The 20,764-nt window shown below is 49.9% G+C and carries 17 protein-coding genes and 1 tRNA gene; 4 read left to right on the forward strand and 14 right to left on the reverse strand.

Features of this window, described 5'->3' with window-relative positions; genetic code table 11:
* Positions 1-37 precede the first annotated feature (37 nt).
* The 8 genes from ACG2E4_RS09105 to ACG2E4_RS09140 form a co-directional block, all read right to left on the reverse strand.
* Positions 38-928 (reverse strand): DUF4097 family beta strand repeat-containing protein, encoded by an 891-nt coding sequence (locus ACG2E4_RS09105; protein WP_395261365.1) that lies wholly within the window; start codon positions 926-928, stop codon positions 38-40.
* A gap of 152 nt (positions 929-1,080) precedes the next feature.
* The gene (gene cdaA, locus ACG2E4_RS09110) at positions 1,081-1,899 is read right to left on the reverse strand and encodes a diadenylate cyclase CdaA (RefSeq protein ID WP_395261366.1); all 819 of its coding nucleotides are present in this window, start codon (positions 1,897-1,899) and stop codon (positions 1,081-1,083) included.
* A gap of 87 nt (positions 1,900-1,986) precedes the next feature.
* Positions 1,987-2,766: a dihydropteroate synthase gene (gene folP / locus ACG2E4_RS09115; protein ID WP_395261367.1), complete on the reverse strand. Its 780-nt coding sequence runs from the start codon at positions 2,764-2,766 to the stop codon at positions 1,987-1,989.
* Between the two features lie 748 nt (positions 2,767-3,514).
* Positions 3,515-3,766: a hypothetical protein gene (locus tag ACG2E4_RS09120; RefSeq protein ID WP_395261368.1), complete on the reverse strand. Its 252-nt coding sequence runs from the start codon at positions 3,764-3,766 to the stop codon at positions 3,515-3,517.
* A gap of 273 nt (positions 3,767-4,039) precedes the next feature.
* Positions 4,040-4,237: a hypothetical protein gene (locus ACG2E4_RS09125; RefSeq protein WP_395261369.1), complete on the reverse strand. Its 198-nt coding sequence runs from the start codon at positions 4,235-4,237 to the stop codon at positions 4,040-4,042.
* A gap of 259 nt (positions 4,238-4,496) precedes the next feature.
* The gene (locus ACG2E4_RS09130) at positions 4,497-5,159 is read right to left on the reverse strand and encodes an energy transducer TonB (RefSeq protein ID WP_395261370.1); all 663 of its coding nucleotides are present in this window, start codon (positions 5,157-5,159) and stop codon (positions 4,497-4,499) included.
* 338 nt (positions 5,160-5,497) lie between these two features.
* Complete coding sequence (locus tag ACG2E4_RS09135) at positions 5,498-5,827, reverse strand: TraR/DksA family transcriptional regulator (protein WP_395261371.1); 330 nt, start codon at positions 5,825-5,827, stop codon at positions 5,498-5,500.
* A gap of 57 nt (positions 5,828-5,884) precedes the next feature.
* Positions 5,885-7,894 (reverse strand): cation:proton antiporter, encoded by a 2,010-nt coding sequence (locus ACG2E4_RS09140; RefSeq protein WP_395276345.1) that lies wholly within the window; start codon positions 7,892-7,894, stop codon positions 5,885-5,887.
* Between the two features lie 674 nt (positions 7,895-8,568).
* Between ACG2E4_RS09140 and ACG2E4_RS09145 the strand changes: the two genes are divergently transcribed.
* Positions 8,569-9,609: a zinc-dependent alcohol dehydrogenase family protein gene (locus ACG2E4_RS09145; RefSeq protein WP_395261373.1), complete on the forward strand. Its 1,041-nt coding sequence runs from the start codon at positions 8,569-8,571 to the stop codon at positions 9,607-9,609.
* Between the two features lie 664 nt (positions 9,610-10,273).
* Here ACG2E4_RS09145 and ACG2E4_RS09150 read toward each other — a convergent pair.
* Entirely contained in the window at positions 10,274-11,305 is a 1,032-nt protein-coding gene (locus tag ACG2E4_RS09150; protein WP_395261374.1) for an SMP-30/gluconolactonase/LRE family protein, read from the reverse strand.
* A 176-nt stretch (positions 11,306-11,481) separates the two neighbouring features.
* On the opposite strand from ACG2E4_RS09150, the gene ACG2E4_RS09155 reads away from it, so the two are divergent.
* Positions 11,482-11,554, forward strand: a tRNA-Arg gene (locus ACG2E4_RS09155).
* A gap of 217 nt (positions 11,555-11,771) precedes the next feature.
* On the opposite strand, the gene ACG2E4_RS09160 is transcribed toward ACG2E4_RS09155, so the two are convergent.
* The 4 genes from ACG2E4_RS09160 to ACG2E4_RS09175 form a co-directional block, all read right to left on the reverse strand.
* Positions 11,772-12,464 carry a hypothetical protein gene (locus ACG2E4_RS09160; protein ID WP_395261402.1) on the reverse strand — a complete coding sequence of 231 codons (693 nt, stop codon included), beginning with the start codon at positions 12,462-12,464 and terminating at the stop codon, positions 11,772-11,774.
* 10 nt (positions 12,465-12,474) lie between these two features.
* Positions 12,475-13,893: a selenium-binding family protein gene (locus ACG2E4_RS09165; protein ID WP_395276346.1), complete on the reverse strand. Its 1,419-nt coding sequence runs from the start codon at positions 13,891-13,893 to the stop codon at positions 12,475-12,477.
* 561 nt (positions 13,894-14,454) lie between these two features.
* Positions 14,455-16,389 carry a sigma 54-interacting transcriptional regulator gene (locus ACG2E4_RS09170; protein WP_395261404.1) on the reverse strand — a complete coding sequence of 645 codons (1,935 nt, stop codon included), beginning with the start codon at positions 16,387-16,389 and terminating at the stop codon, positions 14,455-14,457.
* A 524-nt stretch (positions 16,390-16,913) separates the two neighbouring features.
* On the reverse strand, positions 16,914-18,869 hold the full coding sequence (locus ACG2E4_RS09175; RefSeq protein ID WP_395261406.1) for a M1 family metallopeptidase: 1,956 nt from the start codon (positions 18,867-18,869) through the stop codon (positions 16,914-16,916).
* A gap of 160 nt (positions 18,870-19,029) precedes the next feature.
* On the opposite strand from ACG2E4_RS09175, the gene ACG2E4_RS09180 reads away from it, so the two are divergent.
* Both ACG2E4_RS09180 and ACG2E4_RS09185 read left to right on the forward strand, forming a co-directional pair.
* On the forward strand, positions 19,030-19,173 hold the full coding sequence (locus tag ACG2E4_RS09180; RefSeq protein WP_395276347.1) for a hypothetical protein: 144 nt from the start codon (positions 19,030-19,032) through the stop codon (positions 19,171-19,173).
* Positions 19,174-19,385: 212 nt separating this feature from the next.
* On the forward strand, positions 19,386-20,483 hold the full coding sequence (locus ACG2E4_RS09185) for an ROK family protein (RefSeq protein ID WP_395261407.1): 1,098 nt from the start codon (positions 19,386-19,388) through the stop codon (positions 20,481-20,483).
* Between the two features lie 180 nt (positions 20,484-20,663).
* Here ACG2E4_RS09185 and ACG2E4_RS09190 read toward each other — a convergent pair.
* Positions 20,664-20,764, reverse strand: a 101-nt coding sequence (locus ACG2E4_RS09190) for a 2Fe-2S iron-sulfur cluster-binding protein (RefSeq protein WP_395261408.1), incomplete at its 5' end; no start/stop codon positions are given.

The following is a 20,764-nucleotide window of genomic DNA, read 5'->3' on the forward strand; positions in this document are numbered from 1 at the left end:
AAATTGGACAGACCGTTTTTTAGACTTGAATATCATGCTACCGGGTGAAAAAACGCACACCACCGTTATCGGTTTCTATCCGGACCCGGGCACTGCCACCAGGCAATCGATAACGTGTAAAATTTTCATTCCTTTCAACTTGTTCAAAGTCGGGACCGGCCGAGATCCTGATATCATCGTGTTCCACGCGAAATTCGCCGCCTCCATCCAGGATTGTCAGGTCGATATCGCCATCATCGGAACCGACATTATAATTTCCACCCTCGGCCAGCGAAGTTGATAAATTGATATCTCCGTCGGCACTCGTTATGTCAACTTCATCGAACCGGCCGTTGCGAACATCCGCCTCCCCATCATCAACATTCAGCACCAGTCGCCCGGAACCGCTGTCCATCACGAGTTCTCCATCGTCATAATCAAAGTGAAACTCACCACCCCGGCAGTTGCGCAAGTACATTTCGCCGTCATCTGAATCGATACGAATACTTCCATCCATATCAGTAATTTCGTAGGTATCGTCATCCCCATAGAGATCCAGGTTTGCATCCCGGGGCGCAAGTATTGTTATCGTATATTTTTTAGTGACAGAGCCCAGGTTCAGGTTCAATCCCTGCTCATCCGCTGTTTCTCTAATGATAAGATCCCCATTTCGCTCTGCAACCTCCATGTCAAATTTATCCTGCTTACCGATGCTGAGTCCATCCACTTCCAGGCGATAGGTGACGATCAAGCGCACCTGGTTGCGGTCGGAACCGCGAATGTCAACGAGCCCCGCATCGTTACTGTGCAATTCAATCGTCCCGTTCTCCGATATCTCATACGTTTCGTCCAGGTTATACGTGTCGGTCTTTTGAGCCGCCGTCGTACCTGCCAAACTGAAAAACAGAATCCCAAGTAGTATTGAACTGTAGTTCCTGAGCATTTTCATATGTAGCACTATTTGATTTGCATTCTGATTCTTAAACAACATTTATGCGACAGCAGGCAGCAAATGTTTATCCTGTTCTTTTCCAAACCGGATTTTTATGAAAAGAAAAATGGAATCCCCGATTTCAAGGTTCTCTTGCGAAAGAACGTGGATTAATTCAGGTTGAGCTCAGACTTTGTGGAAGAGAAACTCATTTCGCTTTCATCCATCTTTTGCTCCCCGAGCGTCTGCTGCATTTCCGCCCGGAGCTTCTGTATCGTGAGTCCACTGGTCAGCGATCCGTTTCGGGCCACGGATATTCTTCCGGTTTCTTCCGATACCACCACCACAAACACGTTGTTTGTTTCGGTGATCCCCACAGCGGCCCGGTGACGGGTGCCAAAGACCGAGGATAAGTTGGGATTTTGGGAGATCGGCAGGTAACAGCTGGCGGCGACGATCCGGTTGTTGCGGATAACGATGGCGCCGTCGTGCAGGGGACTGGTTTTGTTAAAGATCGACTCCAGCAACTCGCTGTTTACGCGGGCATCCAGCTTTACTCCCACGTCGACCAGGTCTTGCAGGGTGGAGGTACGGGCAAAAACAATGAGCGCTCCCGTTTTGGTATGCGACATATTTCGCACCGCTTCAATCACCTCGTCAATCACGGTATCTGAGTTGGAGCGGATAAAGAAACGATCGAGGTTGGTATTCTGCCCCAGGCTGTAGAGCAGCTTGCGGATCTCCGGCTGGAAGATGATAAACACCGCCAGGACCCCCACATCCAGTATACTGCGAAGGATAAAGTTGATCGTGGTCAGGCCGAGGGCACTGACAAGCGCATTAATCAGGATAATAAAGACGAGTCCCACCGCCGCCTGGATTGCAAACGATCCCCGTATCCACCGGTAGAGGTAGAACAGGATAAAAGCGATAATGAGTACCTCGAACAGGTCTTTAAAGCCAAATTCGAGAAATCCTACGGGAATCACGTTGTAATCGGTTAAAGGTTATCAGATAATTCCATTATGTAAGAAGTACGGCCGCGACCGGTTAAGCAGGAAACAGCTCAGCATAGACTACGTCTTCGCCAGTGCATTATACACCATTACGGAATCTGTTGCTTGTCGGACGTCATGCACGCGTATGATTTTGGCGCCCTTCATCATGGCGTGGTAATGCACCGCCACGGTGCCGGCCAGCCGCCCGTCGACCTCGCGCCCGTCGAGTATTTCTCCCAGCATCGACTTTCGGGAGGCTCCCACCAGCAGGGGGTAGCCCAGATCGCCGAATGCATCCAGATTTGACAGGAGGGTCAAATTGTGTTCCAGGGACTTGCCAAATCCTATGCCCGGATCCAGTATTATATTCTGAACTCCCTTTCCTTTTGCCAGGGCCGCCTGCCGTTCAAAAAAGGTATGCACCTCGTCAACGACATCATTGTACCGGGGATTGTCCTGCATCGTTTTCGGGTTTCCTTTCGAGTGCATCAGGATGTATCCAGCGCCCCGTTCAGCGCAAAGGTCGGCCAGCCGGGGCTCCCGTTGCAGGCCACTGATATCATTTACGATATGGACTCCACAGTCAAGCGCCTTCTGAGCCACCCTGTACTTTGTAGTGTCAATGGAAAAAATAGTTTCCGGGAATTCGGGAATTGCTCGTTCCAGCACGGGAATTACCCGGCGCAGCTCCTCGTCTTCGGTTACCGGATCAGAGCCGGGGCGGGTCGACTCTCCCCCGACATCAATAATGTCGGCTCCCTGGCCCACCATCAACCCGACATGGCCCATGGCGCTGTCCAGTTCATTGTATTCTCCCCCGTCGGAAAAAGAATCGGGCGTAATATTCAATATGCCCATAACTGCGGGTGAGGTAAGATCCAGCTTTCTGTCTCTGCATTGTAGCTGATTCAACTCAGACTGTATCGAATATTCCAATGTTAATGCCGGTATATAATTAAATTGAGGGATATGACCTAAACTAAAGTACAATATTATAACGTAATAACGTAGTCGCCCATTTCTTTGTCAGGCTGCTAATTTCACGCGCCTTTTTTGTATATACTACACTCTATTTCAACATTATACAGCAGGAAGGCTTTACCAAAACATGACCGGGTGTCCATTTTTTGAAATGGTCAAAAGAAGAACAGCGAACGGTGATTAGGAAGTCTCAACGGAAAAGTAGCCTATTTTGACTTGATCCAAAAGAAACATAAAAGATCTAGGCGGGAATGGACACCCGCCCCGTTCAAGGCCGGGAAGGCTGATAACCTTAGTTTTACATACGAACGGGCTATTCCGTGAGGCTGACTAAAAAGTCTCAACAAGAAGCTGCATACGTGAATAATGTAAGCGTTAGAAGAAACAGAAGGTCAATCTTCCTGTCCTCCTTCTACAGGGAGAATCTTGATGAGGTAAGAATCAGCTCCTAATGGATGGGATGAGCATCCATAAAGTTCCGGTTGGAGAAGAGGAATTCAGGAAGATCGAAGTCCGGCGCTCTCCATCCCGGCCCCCCTTTCGAAATTCCTAATCCTTAATCCCTAATTCCGCCTGGCGATTCGTAAGCAGATGGATTGTTAAGATCTACTAAATACGGCAAAAATTATTTTTCACGGTAAAAATAGATTTTTTTGTTTTTCGAATCTTTGCCACTTTTGATTTTAACGCCTTTCTCCTGGTTGTACTGGTATACCGCCGTACGCATAGAGTTGACATTCTTATCATCCTCATAATCCACTTCGATGGCATCTCCCCCCACCTCCAGCTGGTCAAGCGCTTCCAACAGGGGCTTAAATTTAGAGGATCTTTTTTTGGATGTTTTAATCTTTTCTCTTTCTACAAATTTAATATCCATGTCAAGTATATATATTATTCCCTTTTACAAATGGTAGCTTCTGTAGTCGTCAATACAACTTATAAAAAGTAATATAAGTTTCTGTATATAAAATATACTGTTATAAAACTGAACAATGCATTCTTTCAAAGAAAATTAATCTTTTAAAAATATTACATAAAAAAATTGCAGGATGTGTACATCCTGCAACCAATGGTAATAACGTATGTTGTGCTCCAGGGCAATTGCTACCTATGGCACTACGTTAAATTTAATTGCATAAACCAATTTTTATTACTGTATCTCATAAAACTGCTCATAAACATAATCCCAAAAATCAGCCAGTTGAGATCCTTTGTTATGTGGATTTTTTGATTTAGACGATTTCATGGCATCCAGACACGCCTTCTCTTTTGCATCATAATATGCTTTTAACTGGTATGAGGTCGGGTTCTCAATCATTTTCTCAAATTTTTCTTTTTTCTCAGCCATAACCAGATATTCTTAAGTTCATATTCAAATATTTAACGGAAAATAAGCCTGAAAAATTCTCCTGTTGTTTAAATAATAGATTTAACAGGCATTTTCAACGCGCGCAGATAGGCCGGCTGATGAGTCCGGGATTCCGGGGCCGCCTTCCCGCACGGCGGTATTATTATGATTATGCCAAAGATCTTTGCGAGGCTGCAGCTATGTTCCACCTTCATCACCCTGCTGATGACAAATGATAATAATAGAGGCGGTCGTTCCCTCAGTTTTGGAGCCTGAAAACGACCGGCAGGCTGTATTGTACGCGCACCGGAATACCGCGTTGGCGCCCGGGTTCAAATTCGGCCAGTCGTACGCAACGCAGGGCCTCTTCATCAGCACCACCGCCGATGCCCCGAACAACCTGGGGATTTTCAACTTTTCCCTGCTCATTGACCACAAACTGCACAATAACCCGGCCTTCAATGCCGGCCCTGCGGGCCAATTCGGGATATTTAACACACTGCTGCAGTTTGGCCAATCCCCCTTTGAGCTGTGGCATCTGTTCGACTACCACAAAAAAATCCTCTTCCTCCTCTTCCCTGCTCTCCTCTTTTGGAGGCGGCGGCAGTTCCAGCTCTTCCTCGAATGTAAGCTCGGCGTCAATATCGATTATCTGATCCTCGATAACGGCATCATTGGGAACCGTCACCGGTACCGGAGGGCGTGGTGGAGGGGGAGGCCGCTGCTCCTGCTTGGTCTGAATGACTTCCTCCATCTGTATTACCTCCTGCTCCATTGTCAAATCAAGTTCTTTAGCCTGGGGTCGGATGTGTAGTTTTGTCGCGGTCAAAAAGATAATCAGGACCACCACTATACCGATCTCAATAAACAGTATATAGTAGTTTCGCAACTCAGCTTCCGGCTTTTTCCATGTAAGACCCATAACAGTCACCTTTTCGCTTGAGTTAATGGTTTATTTAAAGCCTTTGCCAAACCATCTTTCCACTGCTGATGGGAAAACAGTTCCCGCCACCTGATAGCAGGGAGTGGCATGGATGGTTTTGCAACGCCTTTCTGTCTACCTTCAATAACGGTAATCCGCGTATATACAGTATATTCTATTACATCGTGGGGCGATGTAGTACATTTACTGATGAACATGTAGGATAGATCCGCTCCAGAAACGCAAACTCTCCGGCACCGGGTCAAAAGCATTTTTTGAAAGAGGGGCACTCCCCGGATTATATACCATTTTCATCAATAATTGGGCCAGTTCATACGCTATGCGCAATTCACACATTTTGCAGTCCAGGGCATAAACTTGAGGCGCCCCAGGGGAATAGGGTCCCCGCATTTTACGCAGTTCCCGTAGTTCCCTTCCTCCAGCTTATCGAGGGCCCGCTCAAGCTTTTGCAACCTACTTTTCTGCTCTCTTAACGCCGCATCATTGATAGACTTGTTGTTGATCGCATCCATCCGGGAAAGCCGGCCATAGGCGTTATCCGGCTTGACAGGCTTGGTAAGCTCTTTCAGCTGTTTTATTTCCTCTTCGGTTTCCTCAATTTTTTCGAGGATAACCTGTTTCATCTCCTGCTGCTCTTTGCTATTCATGGTATTTCCAGTTTTTGATATCGATGTTATAAAGAAGCTTCCCGAAAAGTTAAAAAGTCAGGATTCCAACGGTGTGCGGAACAGGTCCGCGCATTCGGCAAAACGGCTGGCCAGCCCCACCATAATCAGGCGGTCGCCCGGTTCCAGCCGGAAGTCGCCGGCGGGATTTCCAAATGTTTTATCATTCCGGCGGACCGTCAGCACGGTCAGGTTGTACCTGTTGCGCAGGTGTAATTCCTGCAGCGTTTTCCCTGCCACTGGCGCGCCCTCACGAACCACCACCGCACGGGTATGCAGACCCTCTTCATCCAGGCCCTGCAACACCATCAGATGTGCCTCCTGGACACTTCCCCTCAGAATTTCATAATCGTGGGCTCTGAGCGTCTGAATGTGCTCTTCAATCTCGTCCTGCGGTATCATGTAGGCGCCGAGTACGTGTGAAAATATCCGCACGGTGGTTTCCATTTCCTCAGGTATAACATTGTCGGCCCCCAGCTCTTCAAGCCGATCGACCTCATTGAGGTACCGGGTTCGAACGATAATCTGCAGGGTGGGATTGTTGTGCCGCGCCAAACTTATGATGCGGGGACTGGCAGAGGGGGCGTTGGTGGCGATAACACACAGCTTGGCGGTTGCGATACCTGCCAGTTCCAGAATATGCTCGCGACCGGCATCCCCGTAAATAGCGGGAATGTTGTTGGCCTTCATCTCCTTTACCGACTCCGGGTTCATCTCAATAACCACATAGGGGATCCCCGTTTTGTGCAGTACCTGTACCAGGTGGCGGCCGGCCGGACCGTATCCTACGATAATCACGTGGTCTTCCAGTGCTTTTTTCTGATCCGCTTGCAAACCGTCCGATTCCTGGCTCAACTTTTTCAGAGGGGTGCGAGCAAGCGTTGTACCCAGTGCCGGTCCCGCATTCAGCAGAAAAGGAGTGACGATCATCAGCAGAACTGAAACGGCGATAAAAATCTGTGACCCCGGCTCCCCCATCCCGGCGGGGGTCAGACCGGCCAGCCGCCCAGCTCGCTCCAGTACAAACGAAAACTCTCCGATTTGTGCGAGAGCCAGTCCCGAAGCCGCCGCAATGCGAATGGGATAGCCCAGGGTAAGCAGTCCGGCTGAAGTGATTACCAGCTTAAGCAAAATGACAAACAGGGCGACTCCCAGCAATATCAACGGATATTCCAACACGTAGCTGAAATCCAGCAGCATGCCTACAGAGACAAAAAATACGGCGTTAAATATTGTGCGCAGTGGCAAAATTTCGCTTAATGCCTGCTCGCTGAACTCGCTTTCACTCACGACCAACCCCGCCATAAAAGCTCCAAGCGCCAGACTGACATTCGCCATACTGCTCAGTGCCACGGTACCAAAACAGATCGCTACCACTGTCAGCAGAAAAAGCTCTCTTTTTCTTGTCTTGGCCACTTTTTCCAGGATCCAGGGGACGATACGGCGGGCCAGCACGATAACCAGAACAATTAGCAGCACCGCCTTGCCGAGTATCAACAGCAGATCGAGCGTGGATTCGGATTGCCCCGCCAGGATGGGAATCAGCAGCACCATGACAATGATAGCCAAGTCCTGGAAGATGAGCACCGCCAGCGACAACTGTCCGGTGGGTGTATCCGTTTCATTGCGCTGGCTGAACAGGCCCAGCACAATAGCGGTACTGCTGAGCGCCACGAGAAACCCCGTATAGATACTGCTGCTCAATGAAACGCCAAAGGCGGAAAGCAGTCCCACCACCGCCAGGGTGGTTAACGTTACCTGGAAGCCGCCGCCCACCAATATCGCTTTTCGGATTCGATTCAGCTTTTCCAGACTAAATTCGATACCGATCGTAAACAGCAACAGGATGACGCCGATTTCCGCCAGGATATCCACAAGTTCCTGGTCGGGGACCAGCGCCAGGGCGTTGGGACCAATGATGACACCGGCAATCAGGAAGCCCACAATGGGAACCAGCTTTAGCCGGTAACACAGGTAGGCAATACCCACACTCACCAAAAACAGGGCCACCAGTTCATTCAAAAAGGGAAGTTCTACCGCTAAAACCATGTAATTCTAAGATTTACTGAATATAAGTGTTGCTGTGTGGTGTTTTAACAATGACGACCATCATCGCATCACCCGCCGGATGAGTACCCGGTACTTCCAGTGTACAGATGACTGAAAATAGCTTAAAAAATTGAGGTAAAAAGGAGTATCAAACATACTCCAGTTACCATTCAAAGCAAAACTGAAAATGTCTGTTTTGTAACAAGCTACTCCCTGTAGAAGCTGCACTACCGCAATTCCATTTTTCGGGCAGGACAAGTGCAACGTACACGCACACGGCCTGGGGTCGGTCAACTGGACCCTTTTTTATTCATAGGGCCCTTTGCAGAACCTGCTATGTTGTTGGGAGGTGGTTGTACCACCGACCGTATTGCCCTTTTAAACGGAGTACAACTCCCTCAGAACGAGAATTCAAATGTTTTGCAAAGCCCTCTTATAGATCCTTTTGCATTTCTGCGAATCTCATCCATCCCTGCTATTGCACCGTTGCAACAGGTATTCGACACAGCTGGATTTCTTTCCCAAATATATCGTTTATCGGCTGCAAACGGCGTTAATTCAAGAGGCTATTTGTGGTACAGAAATTGCATCCTTTCTCACTGTATAAGCAATAACAACATCCCGCAAATACATTGTGCAGATGTGTTCCAACTAAAATACATGAGAGGTCTGTTATGAAGGCACTTGTCTATCACGGTCCCGGCGATCGGGCATACGAAGAAAAACCAAAGCCAAAAATTCAAGATACGACTGACGCGGTCGTCAAAATAACAAAAACAACAATCTGCGGAACCGATCTCCACATTATGAAGGGAGACGTGCCTACCGTCACTGACGGACGTACACTTGGTCATGAGGGTGTAGGCATCATTGAAGAGGTTGGCAAAGGCGTCTCCAACTTTGAAAAAGGAGATCCCGTTCTGATAAGCTGTATAACTGCCTGCGGCAAGTGCGATAATTGTAAAAAGCAGATGTATTCACACTGCGAAAATGGGGGATGGATTCTCGGTAATACTATCGACGGTACGCAGGCCGAATACGTACGTATCCCCTATGCTGATACCAGCCTGTACCATATCCCGGAAGGAGCTGACGAGGAAGCACTGGTGATGTTAAGTGATATTTTACCGACCGGTTTTGAGGTTGGTGTACTCAACGGCAAGGTCAAACCTGGCGATGTGGTTGCCATTGTGGGAGCAGGTCCCATTGGACTGGCCGCCCTGCTGACGGCTCAATTCTATTCCCCGGCGGAAATTATTATGGTAGATCTGGATGATAACCGACTGGAGGCTTCCAAAGAATTTGGGGCCACGAAAACAGTTAACAGCAGCGATGGCACCGCCATTGACAAGATCATGGAGTTAACCGATGGCAAAGGCGTTGACGTTTCGATTGAAGCAGTGGGTATTCCGGCAACTTTTGACATCTGTCAGGAAATCGTAAAAGCAGGCGGTCATATTGCCAACGTAGGTGTTCACGGCCAAAGTGTAGATCTGAAACTGGAAAAGCTGTGGGTTCATAACATCACCATGACTACCGGACTGGTTGATACCTACACCATCCCGATGTTGATGAAAACTCTTGATTCTGGGAAGCTCGAACCTGAACAACTTATCACCCACCACTTTAAACTCGACGATATCATGGAGGCATATGACACCTTCGGCAACGCGGCCGAAGAAAAAGCTCTAAAGATTATTCTCGAGAATGAATAACCATTATTCAGTAGCGGGAGATTTAGCTTTCTCACTATATGGGGGCTTGTAAAACTATCATTTCTTCGATCTGAGGAAATTGCACTCCCTTTTAAAGGGCAATACGGTCGGTGATACAACCACCTTCCAACAAAACGGAAATAAGTAATAAAGCCTGTCGGAGTGTACCGGCGGGCTTTATGTCCAGGTGCTCTGCATATCCAAAAAATCTGCATTTACAGCTGCTGCTACTGCATTAGGGTCAAGACTGCACCCACCTTCATAGCGCGGGTATATACCAGAGGCATTTGCAAAACCGCTGTTTTGCCCAATTTCTGCATCTTCGTGATTCGAAATCCTCATTTATAGAACAGGAATTGGATTTCGAATTCGCTCAGGGGTTGATTTTGAACAAAACTCCTGGTTTTTCAAAGTCCTCTTAAAAAGGGTATTAGCCGGCACAGAACCATTTGCCCCGGTTTTTTTATGCCGGGGAAAACAGGCATGATCTCTGGCCGCGAGCAGTATGGGATGAACAGCAGGTATTTGATTTGGCAATTGGCGTATGAGTTTTTTGTAGTTAACCCTCAATCGAGACCCTGCGGAAGATTGAATTTCCAGCGACTTGCTCAGCTTTCTGGGATTTTACCTTTCAAACTGAGAAACAAAGACACCAGTAACCAATCTACCGAAGCGGGATGCTCAGCAGCTGGTCATCCGCCGTTATGAAGAGTGTCTTGCCATCAGGTCCGCCGATGGTGCAATTGGCGGTGGGCTTGTTGGTCTTTATTTTGCCGAGCAGACTCCCGTCCGGGGCAAAAATCCATACTCCGCCCGGGCCCGTGGCGTAGATGTTCCCATCTTCATCGATATCCATGCCGTCCTGGCTGCCCGGCTCCTTGCCGGCAAATGCACTGGCATCATGGAACACGCGGCCGTTGGTGATAGTGCCTTCGTCCGTTACATCAAAGGCCATCCATACGGGGTTCTCCATGCTTGAGTTAGCCACATACAGCGTCTTTTCATCCGGAGAAAGTTCAATGCCGTTGGGTCGACTCAATTCATCGGTCAGCAGGGTGATGTCTCCCTCAGGGGTAACCCGGTATACGCCCTGGAAATCAAGCTCTTTGGCGGGATCTTCCATCCGCTGCTCCAGCCCGTATGGCGGATCGGTAAAGTAGATGTCGCCGTTGCTGTGCTGCACCAGGTCGTTGGGGCTATTTAGCCTTTTTCCGTTGTAGCTGTCGGCCAGCGTGGTAAATATCGGTGCGGGGTCCTGCAGCGGAGCATCCATACGGGCGATGCGGCGGTCGCCGTGCTGTGCCAGCAGCAGGTGCTCGTCGTTGCTGATATAAAGTCCATTGGATCCAAGCTCGCCGCCGCGTTCCGTTTCACCAGTATAGCCGGCCGGCTTCAGGTACTCCGTGACACCCTGGCCGGGCGTCCACTTGTGGATGACGTTGTTGGGGATGTCGGAAAAAAGAAGGAACCCATGCTCTTCCACCCACACGGGTCCTTCGGACCATTCGTACCCGCTGCCCAGCTCCTGCAGCGTGGCTTGCGGATCGATTAGATCGGTGACAGTTGAGTCCACCACCTCTACGTCACCTGGAGTTTTCTGGGTTGCATCCCTGGTAGTTGTTTCCCGGCTTCCACATGCCGCAAATATAAAGCTCAACACAGCAAGAAAGGTCAACAAGACAGCAGTATGTGACATATATTGACTGTTTAAAAAAGACATGATCAAGACATTAAAACGTTGTTAATTATAGGGTAAGAGGCATACGGAAATATAGAAAATTCACAGAATATTGATAGTGCTTAAAATTAGACTTGAATTTAAGGGGCAGGGATGCTTATCGTTTGAGGCTGATAAATTCCGGTGTGAGTTTTATCCCCATAGTTCAACTGGAAAGAACGAGGGCCTCCTAAGCCCTAAATCCAGGTTCGAGTCCTGGTGGGGATACAAACAAAGTGCTGGGTATCAGTCATTTGGCTCAAAAGGTCACGAAACCTTTTTCCCGGCATTGGATGTTCTTTCAGTGTGAACTAAAACAATCCTGTTGAATCACTGGCAATAAGTCAGTTGTAGGGATAGCAAATAACTGATAACCAGTTCGCAAATAAGAAACTGTGCCCTCCCGAGGTTGACGTTACTGATATGAAAAAATGCGGGCTAACAGCTAAATCAGGGGAACAAGCACTCCACTCAAAATCAAGGCACCTGCCCAGACCAGGTCGATATTAAACCAGGCCGATTTGAGGAGCCTGAGCCCCAACTTTTCATAGACGATAACAGCTATAAGTCCCATTATCAGCAGATATCCTACCGTGTGGGCCAGTATGACAAGAATGCCAATCATCGGATCGGTTGGCAGGTTGGACAAAACGCTGGCATGACTGGCATGGTCCACCATCGCCCCTGTTTGATGATCCATGTGGGATGATGACATTCCGGGCTCAGCGTCCATCCCGCCAAAAAGAAACGGCAGGACCATCAGGCCGGCACCGTGAGCAGAAGCCATCAAAAATGACCAGGTGGTAAGCTGGCGAAAGTTAACCTGCATGCCCCCATAACGGGGGTGGCGATTGCGAATCAGCTTATAAACACCGAATACGATCAGTATGGCGGCGACAATCCACTTCAGGATTTCAAAAGGAATCACCAGCCCTATAATACCGACCAGCAGCAGTGTTACACCGATGGCCAACGCATGGCCAAGAGCCAGGGGAAGCAGGGCCGACCATACGGCCGCCCTGCGTTGTTCCTGTAACCCCAGACTCACGGCGAACAGCCATCCCATGCCCGGGTTGATCCCGTGAAAGATCCCCAGCAGCAGGAGCATGACAAACGTGAATATCAGTTCAGCAAACATGATGTCGGGATTAGTTTTTATTGGAATAACAGAATGAATCCGAAGAGGTGTCTCCACCCTGGAGCCGGACCTGGTGAGGCCGAACTCCTTCAAACTCCAGGAAGAAGGACTCGTCGAATTTCATTTCACCCTTATTGGGCTTCGCATTGATTTTGCTCATCCAGCCCTTGATGCCATCGGGGTAGAACTGGGCATCCCAGGGGGAATAAAGCGAGTTGGTCAGATAAATACGCCGGCCGTCACGGCTGATTTCCACCATCTGCGGGGCGCCGTTTCGTGGCACATCAGGAGTCGCAGGATGTGGAGTGCGACGGACAATACCGCCAATATGCAGTGAGTCCGTAAACTCCGGGTTGAAAGGATCACTGACATCATACTGGCGCAACTCTCCCGTACCCCAGCAGGATACGTAGAGGTAGCGGTCGTCGAGCGACAGGTTGATATCTGTGACCAGTGGCGGTACGGCTCCAAACCCCTGCAGCAGCGGCGGAAGATCTTCCGCCTCAGCGGGCTCGGCAGGTATCGTAATGACCTTTTTCGTCTTCCACTCGGCTTTCCCGTTGTGCCCCTCGCGGTACCACAGGAAGATCGACGCGGAGAGGTCTTCAAGCGAGAGCACCACCCCGGCAAATCCATAGGCTTTTTGGGGATTATGGGCCGGGCGGAGCTCCAGCACCATCTGATGCTCAGCGCCAAGATCCAGCGTTTGCAAATGATCATGGGTGCGCAAATCCCAGACGTGGAGAGAGTGCCCGTATTTGCCGTTCAGCAGCAGCTCGGGGTCAACTCCCCTGGATACCATGTTGGGCGTGCCCCACTCGCTGGTAAGCATGGTATCGTATCCGAGGTGCCACCAAAAGTCATACGAGAGGTATTGGTCGCCCCGGTTTCGCTCCCACGGTCCGAGGACCTCGAACGTCTCATGATCGAGCATAAAGATGCCGCCCGGCCCGTCACCCTCTGCGGAGCCCAGCGCATTTATATAAATACCATTAGGCCCGCAGTGCACAGTGTGGGGCGCGGAATACCCGGCTTTCTCCCTGATGGTTTCTGCTTCAATGGTCTTGATCAGCTTGGGATTACGCGGGTCCGGCTTGGTATCGATGATATGGATGCGCGACGATGCGATGCCCGGTACAATCAGGTAGCGACGTTCTGCGTGAGCGTGTGGCGCGTACCCGCAGAGGTGAGAGCTGCATGCATTCCATCCGAAATGGTGCAGTTCGTTATCCGATTCGGGCAGCTCCACTTTACTAATGAGCTTACCATAGGTTTTAGATTTGGGATCAACATCTACGACGCCAATAGCGTCTTTTTCACCTTCCCCCTCCGGATTGAAAATAGCGACATAGGCTATTTCTTCATCCGGTGCTTCCATCGCCATTTGCGGCGAGGTGTAAAACGTTTCATCAGGTTTCCATTTTTCCATGACAGTTATCCTTTTTTAGTTGTGGTTTATATAGGCATAATCATTTATTCACGAATCGTGCCAAAAAAGGAAGGTTTTTATAACCTGTTGACTAGCAGTGTGTTACGGGTTTTATTCTGTTGGGTAGGGGATAGTGAAATATCGTTATTTACGAAATGTCGTAACTAAATTTCGTAAAAATATTACCTGAAGATGAACAAAAAGGGGGATCTCAACTGGTGGATAGGAGTTTTGCCAATAACGCCCTTTTGGAAAAAACTATTAGAGACCTTTGCAAAACCTCCCGGCCCAACCGCTGTATTTGCGGTCGGACCGGTTTAAACGCTCTCACAGATCCCGACTGCTGTCGGGACGGCAAAAACAGCCATCCGACGGGTATTTCAAAGCCCCCCTATAAAAAAGTTACGCAGAGAATACACTGAGAACCACAAAGAAGAATCCCTCTGTGAAACTCTGTGCCTGCTCCGATATTCTCTGTGTTATAGCTTGGCAGATCTAAAAATTTGGCTTTCTTACTAACTATTTTGGCAACCTAATCCAAAACACATTTTAAATTTGGGACTAGTCGGAGGGCCGTTTAATATTGAGCGCCTTCATCCGCGAGCTGAACGTGGAGGGGGGAACGCCAATCAGCTCGGCGGCACCACCTTTGCCGGCTACTTTCCAGTCTGTTGCTTTTAGCGCCCGGATCATGTTCCGGCGTTCTTCCTGCAGCAGTTCTTCGGCCGTGAGTATCCGACCGTTGGCCGCATGAGAGGAATTCGATTGATCCGTGCGTAAAGCACCGGTAAGTACACTGGGAAGGTTAAGCGTATCATCCGGTGAGGTTATCACTGCCCGTTCTATAATATTTTGCAGCTCGCGGACATTGCCCGGCCAGTCGTACGACCGAAGGTGATTTTTGTCACCCGGCGTCAACGGTTTCATCCTGCGACCGAACTGTTTTGAAAATCGCTCTGTGAATGCTTCAGCCAGTAACAGGATATCATCGCCACGCTCCCTGAGAGGAGGAATTGTAATCGGAAACACATTGAGACGATAGTATAGATCGGCACGAAAGCCACCCTCCTGGATCATCTTTTTCAGATCGCGATTGGTCGCGGCGATGACCCGCACATTCACTTTTTGCGTCTGGGAGGAGCCCACCGGTTCAAATTCGCCCTCCTGGAGTACCCGGAGCAGTTTCGGTTGCAGGGACTTGGGCAGTTCACCGATCTCATCTAAAAATATCGTCCCGCCGTCGGCCAGGGCAAAGCGCCCTTTACGCTGTCCCGTAGCACCGGTAAAGGCCCCTTCTTCGTGACCAAAAAATTCACTTTCGATTAATGTTTCCGGGATGGTCGCACAATTCACCTTGATCAGCGGTTTGTCACTTCTTGTGCTCTTTGCGTGGATCGCCCGGGCCACAAGCTCTTTGCCGGTGCCGGTTTCCCCGGAGATAAGGACCGTTGCATTGGTACCGGCCACCTGGTCGATTTCGTCGAACACTTTCAGCATGCAGGGACTCCGCCCGATTATTTCGTCAGAGTTGTGGATGAGATCGAGCTCCTCCCGCAAATATTCCGACTCGGCCGACAGGGTATTAATTCTCTTCTCGGCTTTTATGCGATCTGTGATGTTTCTCAGAATCAGATTAAAATAGGTATTTCTGTTGTGTTCATAGCAGGACAGGGTAGCCTCAAACTGGAATGAATTCCCTTTTTTCCCCACAGCTTTTAGTCCCCCGGGAATCCAGAGATAACGCTGCCCCATGGGTCGATCGCGAAGGCCCTTCAGCAGATTTCTCAGTTTGTGCCCGGATTCTGCCAGCAGGTATCGCTCAAAGGATTCTCCCAGCATGGTATCGTTATTTTTATCCTCGAACAGTTCCAGTGCCGCCCGGTTGGCCTGGGTAACCGTGAGGTCGGACGTGATCTCAATAATGGCGTCCATGGCACTGTCGAAAAGGCGGCTGAGCTGCCCTTCTCGTTCTCTCAGGCGCTGCTCGGCCTTAATCCGGCGCAGCTCCGAAGCCCCGCGATCAGCAAAGATCTTGAACAGTGCAACATCGCGATACTTTTCCGGCATTTCTCGCGTGTCCATAACTGCAAGGTTCCCAAGGGTGTTACCGTCAAGGTCGAGCAGGGGGGCTCCCAGGTAGCTCATCGCGTTGTATTTCTGTAAATCGGGATCGTCCGGGAAAAGGTTAACAACATTTTTTGGGACATGCAGCATCTCTTTCTTTCCCAATACGATTTCACAGGGGGTTCCCGGAACATCATATTCATATCCCTCGATAAACCGATCACCCATCCAGAAGGCAAGGGCACGTAATTTTTGTCCCTTTTCTTTATACTCCGTTATCCAGGCACTTTCTGTGTGCAGCGCCTCCGCAAGGTGTTTGACGAGCTTCCTGAAAAAAGCGTTGCCTGTGTGAGCAGCCGTTCCTTGCAGTATAGTCCTTAGCGCTTGATGTTCCTCGAAAGGTGGGGCATCATATTGTTCTTTATTGCCCATTTTATTAACCACAAGTGTTTGTTTTTGTGGATCTTGCAGGTGGCTACTCCGGGAAGGTACTGCACTTTCCAACTCAGGTCAAATTCATCACGCACATTTTTTTGAATATTACCAATTTCATTAACTGTTGGTGGTGTTTGGGCTCTCTGCCTTTGCCCGGTGGAAACCTGTTTGGCCTCGATACAAAAGCGACCGGTAAAAAAGGGGAACGCGGTTTTGGAAATTAGTCGCTTGCCAATGCCTACATACTCAATAAAAGCGATCCCGTATCCATACCTGTCCCGCATCCCCCACCCTGTTTCCACACAGGTTTGGGGGGATAAACAATACTGACACGCGGTTGATGATCTACTCCACTCTACTTACGAGAGGACTTTGCAAAACCGTTGTTTTGCTCAATTCCGGCATTTTCGCGGATTCGAACTCCTCATTTATGAGATATAAACTGCGGTTTCGAATCCGCTCAGGCTTTAGCCTTGAACAAAACCCCGGGGTTTTCAAAGCCCCCTTACGAATAATCCGGATCATTCTTCCCCGCCGATCCATAGGTTATTCGACGGATCGATGTCAGGCAGTTCCCTGTCGGGATCGATCTCCACACGGGTGATCTCCTGTTTGGTATCCAGCTTTGCCGTCCACGTATTGCCGCGGTGCCAAACATGTACCGGCAGCTCCACCCGCTGCGTGGAACCATCGGCCAGTGTCACCTGCATGATGACCGGCATAACCAGCTTGTCCCTGTTGCTGATGCTGATAAGCGCTCCGTTTGAAGCTTCTCCGTCCACATAGTTGACAGAATCCACCGCCTGATCCATATTCCAGGTTTTTTCGAACCAGCCTCTCCAGAACCAGTCCAGCTCGCGGCCCGTTACGTCTTCCATGGTATTGAAGAAATCGTCATGAGTGGGATGTTTATAGGCCCAGCGGTCGATATACTCTTTAAACGCCTCATCAAAAAGTTCAGGACCGATAACGGTCTCGCGAAGTATACGGAGCCCCACGGCCGGTTTAAAGTAGGCTACGTAACCGAGGTTTCCCTCCTGTATCTGGTCGGGGTGCGTCATGATCGGTTCATGGGCCGGGCTGTTCATCCAGTTGGTAATGCCCCGAATGCTGATGCGATGTCCGCCATATTCCCCATCGTTGAAATTCATGGTGCTGTAGCCATTCATAAAGGTATTGAGGCCTTCGTCCATCCAGGCATATTCCCGTTCGTTGGAACCCACAATCATCGGGAACCAAATATGCCCGAATTCGTGGTCGGTGACGCCCCAGAGTGCACTTCCGGTGGCCTCCCAGCTGCAAAACATGATACTCGGGTATTCCATGCCGCCTACTGTACCGGCAACATTTATAGCCAGTGGATAGGGATATTCAAGCCATTTCTCGGAGTAATACTCAACGGATCCTTTCACATACTCGGTGGAGCGCCCCCAGGCGGAGTCGCCCGCACTTTCAACCGGGTAAACCGACATCGCCAGCGACTGATCTTCCCCCGGCAGGTTTATGCGAGCGGCGTCCCAGATAAATGCTTTGGAGGCGGCCCAGGCGATATCCCGAGCATCTTCAATCCGGTAATGCCAGGTGAGCGTGCCCCCTGTGTTGGGTCGGGATGCTTCCGTGCCCACCTCATCCTCACGGATAATAAAGACCCGTTCGTCGCTTTGCTGGGCTTTTTGCCAGCGTTCCTGCTGCTCTTTGGTCAGCACCTCCTCCTTGTTTAGCAGGTCCCCGGAGCCAACTACCACAAATTCGGAAGGGGCCGTAATGGTGTAGTCAAACGTTCCGAAATCCATGTAAAACTCTCCGGCTCCCAGGTAGGGGCGGATGTTCCAGCCCTCCATGTCATCATATACGGCCATCCGCGGATACCACTGCGCCAGCTGATAGATCCAGCCGTTTTGCGTGTTGAGTCGCCCCATGCGGTCAGAACCGTACTCCGGGATACGAAATTCAAAGTCGATTTGTATCGATACCTGTCCCCCTTCAGCTGCCAGGGCCTCTCTCAGGTGCAGCTTCATGTTGGTGTCCACCAGGTGCCGTTTGGGTTCGTAGATCTCGCCGTTGTGGGTTACCCGGATGTTTTTGATCTGGACGCCCCCGTCAAACCCCCGGTTTCCAAAGCGCGAGCCGGTATGCGGGGTGAGCCTGGTTCCCCAAGAGTCCTTCGCAAACAGGTTTTGATCCAGCTGTATCCAGAGCGACTCCAGCGCATCGGGACTGTTATTGGTGTACTGGATCTCAACCGTCGACTCTACCCGGTGATCTTCCGGATGAAGGATGACATCGAGATTGTAATCGGCACTGTTCTGCCAGTATGCTTCGCCCGGGGCACCGCTGGCACTGCGGTAGATGGTGCTTTCACCCGTATGGTAAGGCAGGAACGCTTCCTGCACATTTGGGTTCTCTTGTTGTGCCCTTGCGGAGGTGGTTAGGAACAGTCCTATAAGAAGGGAGATAAATGATATGTTTAATTTCATTGCAGGTGCTTTTACTATTAAATGGTTGTTGCTGACGGTTTATAATTAAATGCTCTCTGGCATGTCATATTTTGACGGGGAGAAGGTTCAAAATTTAACGGATTTGTTCAAGAGATATTCGTGATATCAACGTCGCTGTTACCGGGAAATTGAACGCTTGGTGTTAAATCAGGCAGGCTATTCCGGTATTATCGTAGAAACGCTGTTGATTTCCGACCGGTATACCCCTGCCAATAGTGTTGCCAAAACGGGGTACATGGTTCTGAAAGTTCCCGGCAGACCGCTTGAAGATACGGGGAAATAGATGCTGAATTAAATAATTAAAGTAAATTACAGAAAACAGTTCGAAAAATTAGATCATTTTCTCATATTCCCGTGTTATGAGGAGCCGATTCACAGGTTGCCCGACGGGACTGTCAATGAAGTCCGGGAAGAAAGCCCGGTAACGGCCGGCAACTTGCGGTGCTGCCCAGGTTGTTTGGGGCACGGTTCAATTTAAATTAAGAGATCAGGTTTATGGATATTTTTAGTGATACCCGAACAGTAATGACGTTAGATGCCGGCGGGACAAATTTTGTGTTTTCAGCGCTCCAGGCGGGAAAAGAGATTTTGGAGCCGGTGACATTACCGGCCAACGGCGATAATCTGGATCGTTCCCTGAAAAATATGGTCCGGGGATTCCAGGAGGTGGAATCCAAAACCGGGCGTTCGGCAGATGCGATCAGTTTCGCATTTCCCGGTCCTGCCGACTATCCCTCCGGGGTGATCGGAGACCTGCCGAACATGCCTGGTTACCGGGGAGGCGTTGCTCTGGGCCCCATGCTGGAGGAGAAGTTTGGCCTGCCCGTGTTTATCAACAATGACGGGAACCTGTTCACCTATGGCGAAGCGATGGGGGGACTGCTGCCGGAAGTGAATAGCAGGCTCAGGGAAAACGGGATCCCCAGGCAGTACAAAAATCTTTTCGGAGTCACCATCGGTACCGGTTTTGGGGGTGGCATAGTTATGAACAACCAGTTGTGCCTTGGAGATAATTCTGCAGCAGGGGAGATTTGGCTTAGCCGAAACTATCGAAACAGCGCGCTTTTTGCCGAGGAGGGGGTAAGCATCCGGGCGGTACAGCGATCGTACGAGAAGCGTGCTTCCTCCGGGACCGACGAAAAGATGACCGTGCGTGAAATCTACCAGATCGCCAGGGGCGAAAAGCCGGGCGACAAGGAGGCTGCCGTCAAGGCTTTCGAGGAGATGGCGGTGGTACTTGGTGAGGCGCTGGCCAATGCCGTCACGCTTGTTGACAGCATTATTGTGCTGGGCGGCGGCATCTGCGGGGCTCATGAGCTGTTCCTGCCGAAAGCGATCGACCATATGAACGGGAGCATAGAAGATGAAAACGGGAAGAAAATATCGCGCCTGGTCTCGAGTATATACAACCTGGAGAGTCCGAAATCCGCCAAAGAGTTCTACAAGTATAAAAGCAGGCATGTGACGGTCCCCTACTCTGATCAAGAAGTCCCCTACGTGCCCGATAAACGCCTGGCCGCAGGCGTAACCCGGCTCGGAACCAGCAGGGCCACCGCATTGGGAGCCTACGCCTACGCGCTGAGTCAGCTTTAGCCCTTTTTCCAAGAGACCCTTGCAGAACCTGCTATTTTGTTGGGAGGTAGTTGTACCACCGACCTTGGTGACCTTTTAACGGGAGTACAACTTCCTCAGAACGAGAAATTGAGGTTTTTTGGCAAAGCCCTCTACAAGAAATTTAAATTAATTGTCGTGAAGAATACCGGCTACACAAAGTCAGGAGTTTGCGGCTGTTTTGATAGCTTTTCGAATTCTCAGGTAGGTACCGCAGCGGCACAAGTTGCCATTCATTGCGGACTTGATTTCTTCGTCTGAAG

Origin of the sequence: Halalkalibaculum sp. DA384 (assembly GCF_043951955.1) — a bacterium.
Taxonomy (GTDB): domain Bacteria; phylum Bacteroidota; class Rhodothermia; order Balneolales; family Balneolaceae; genus JAMQKA01.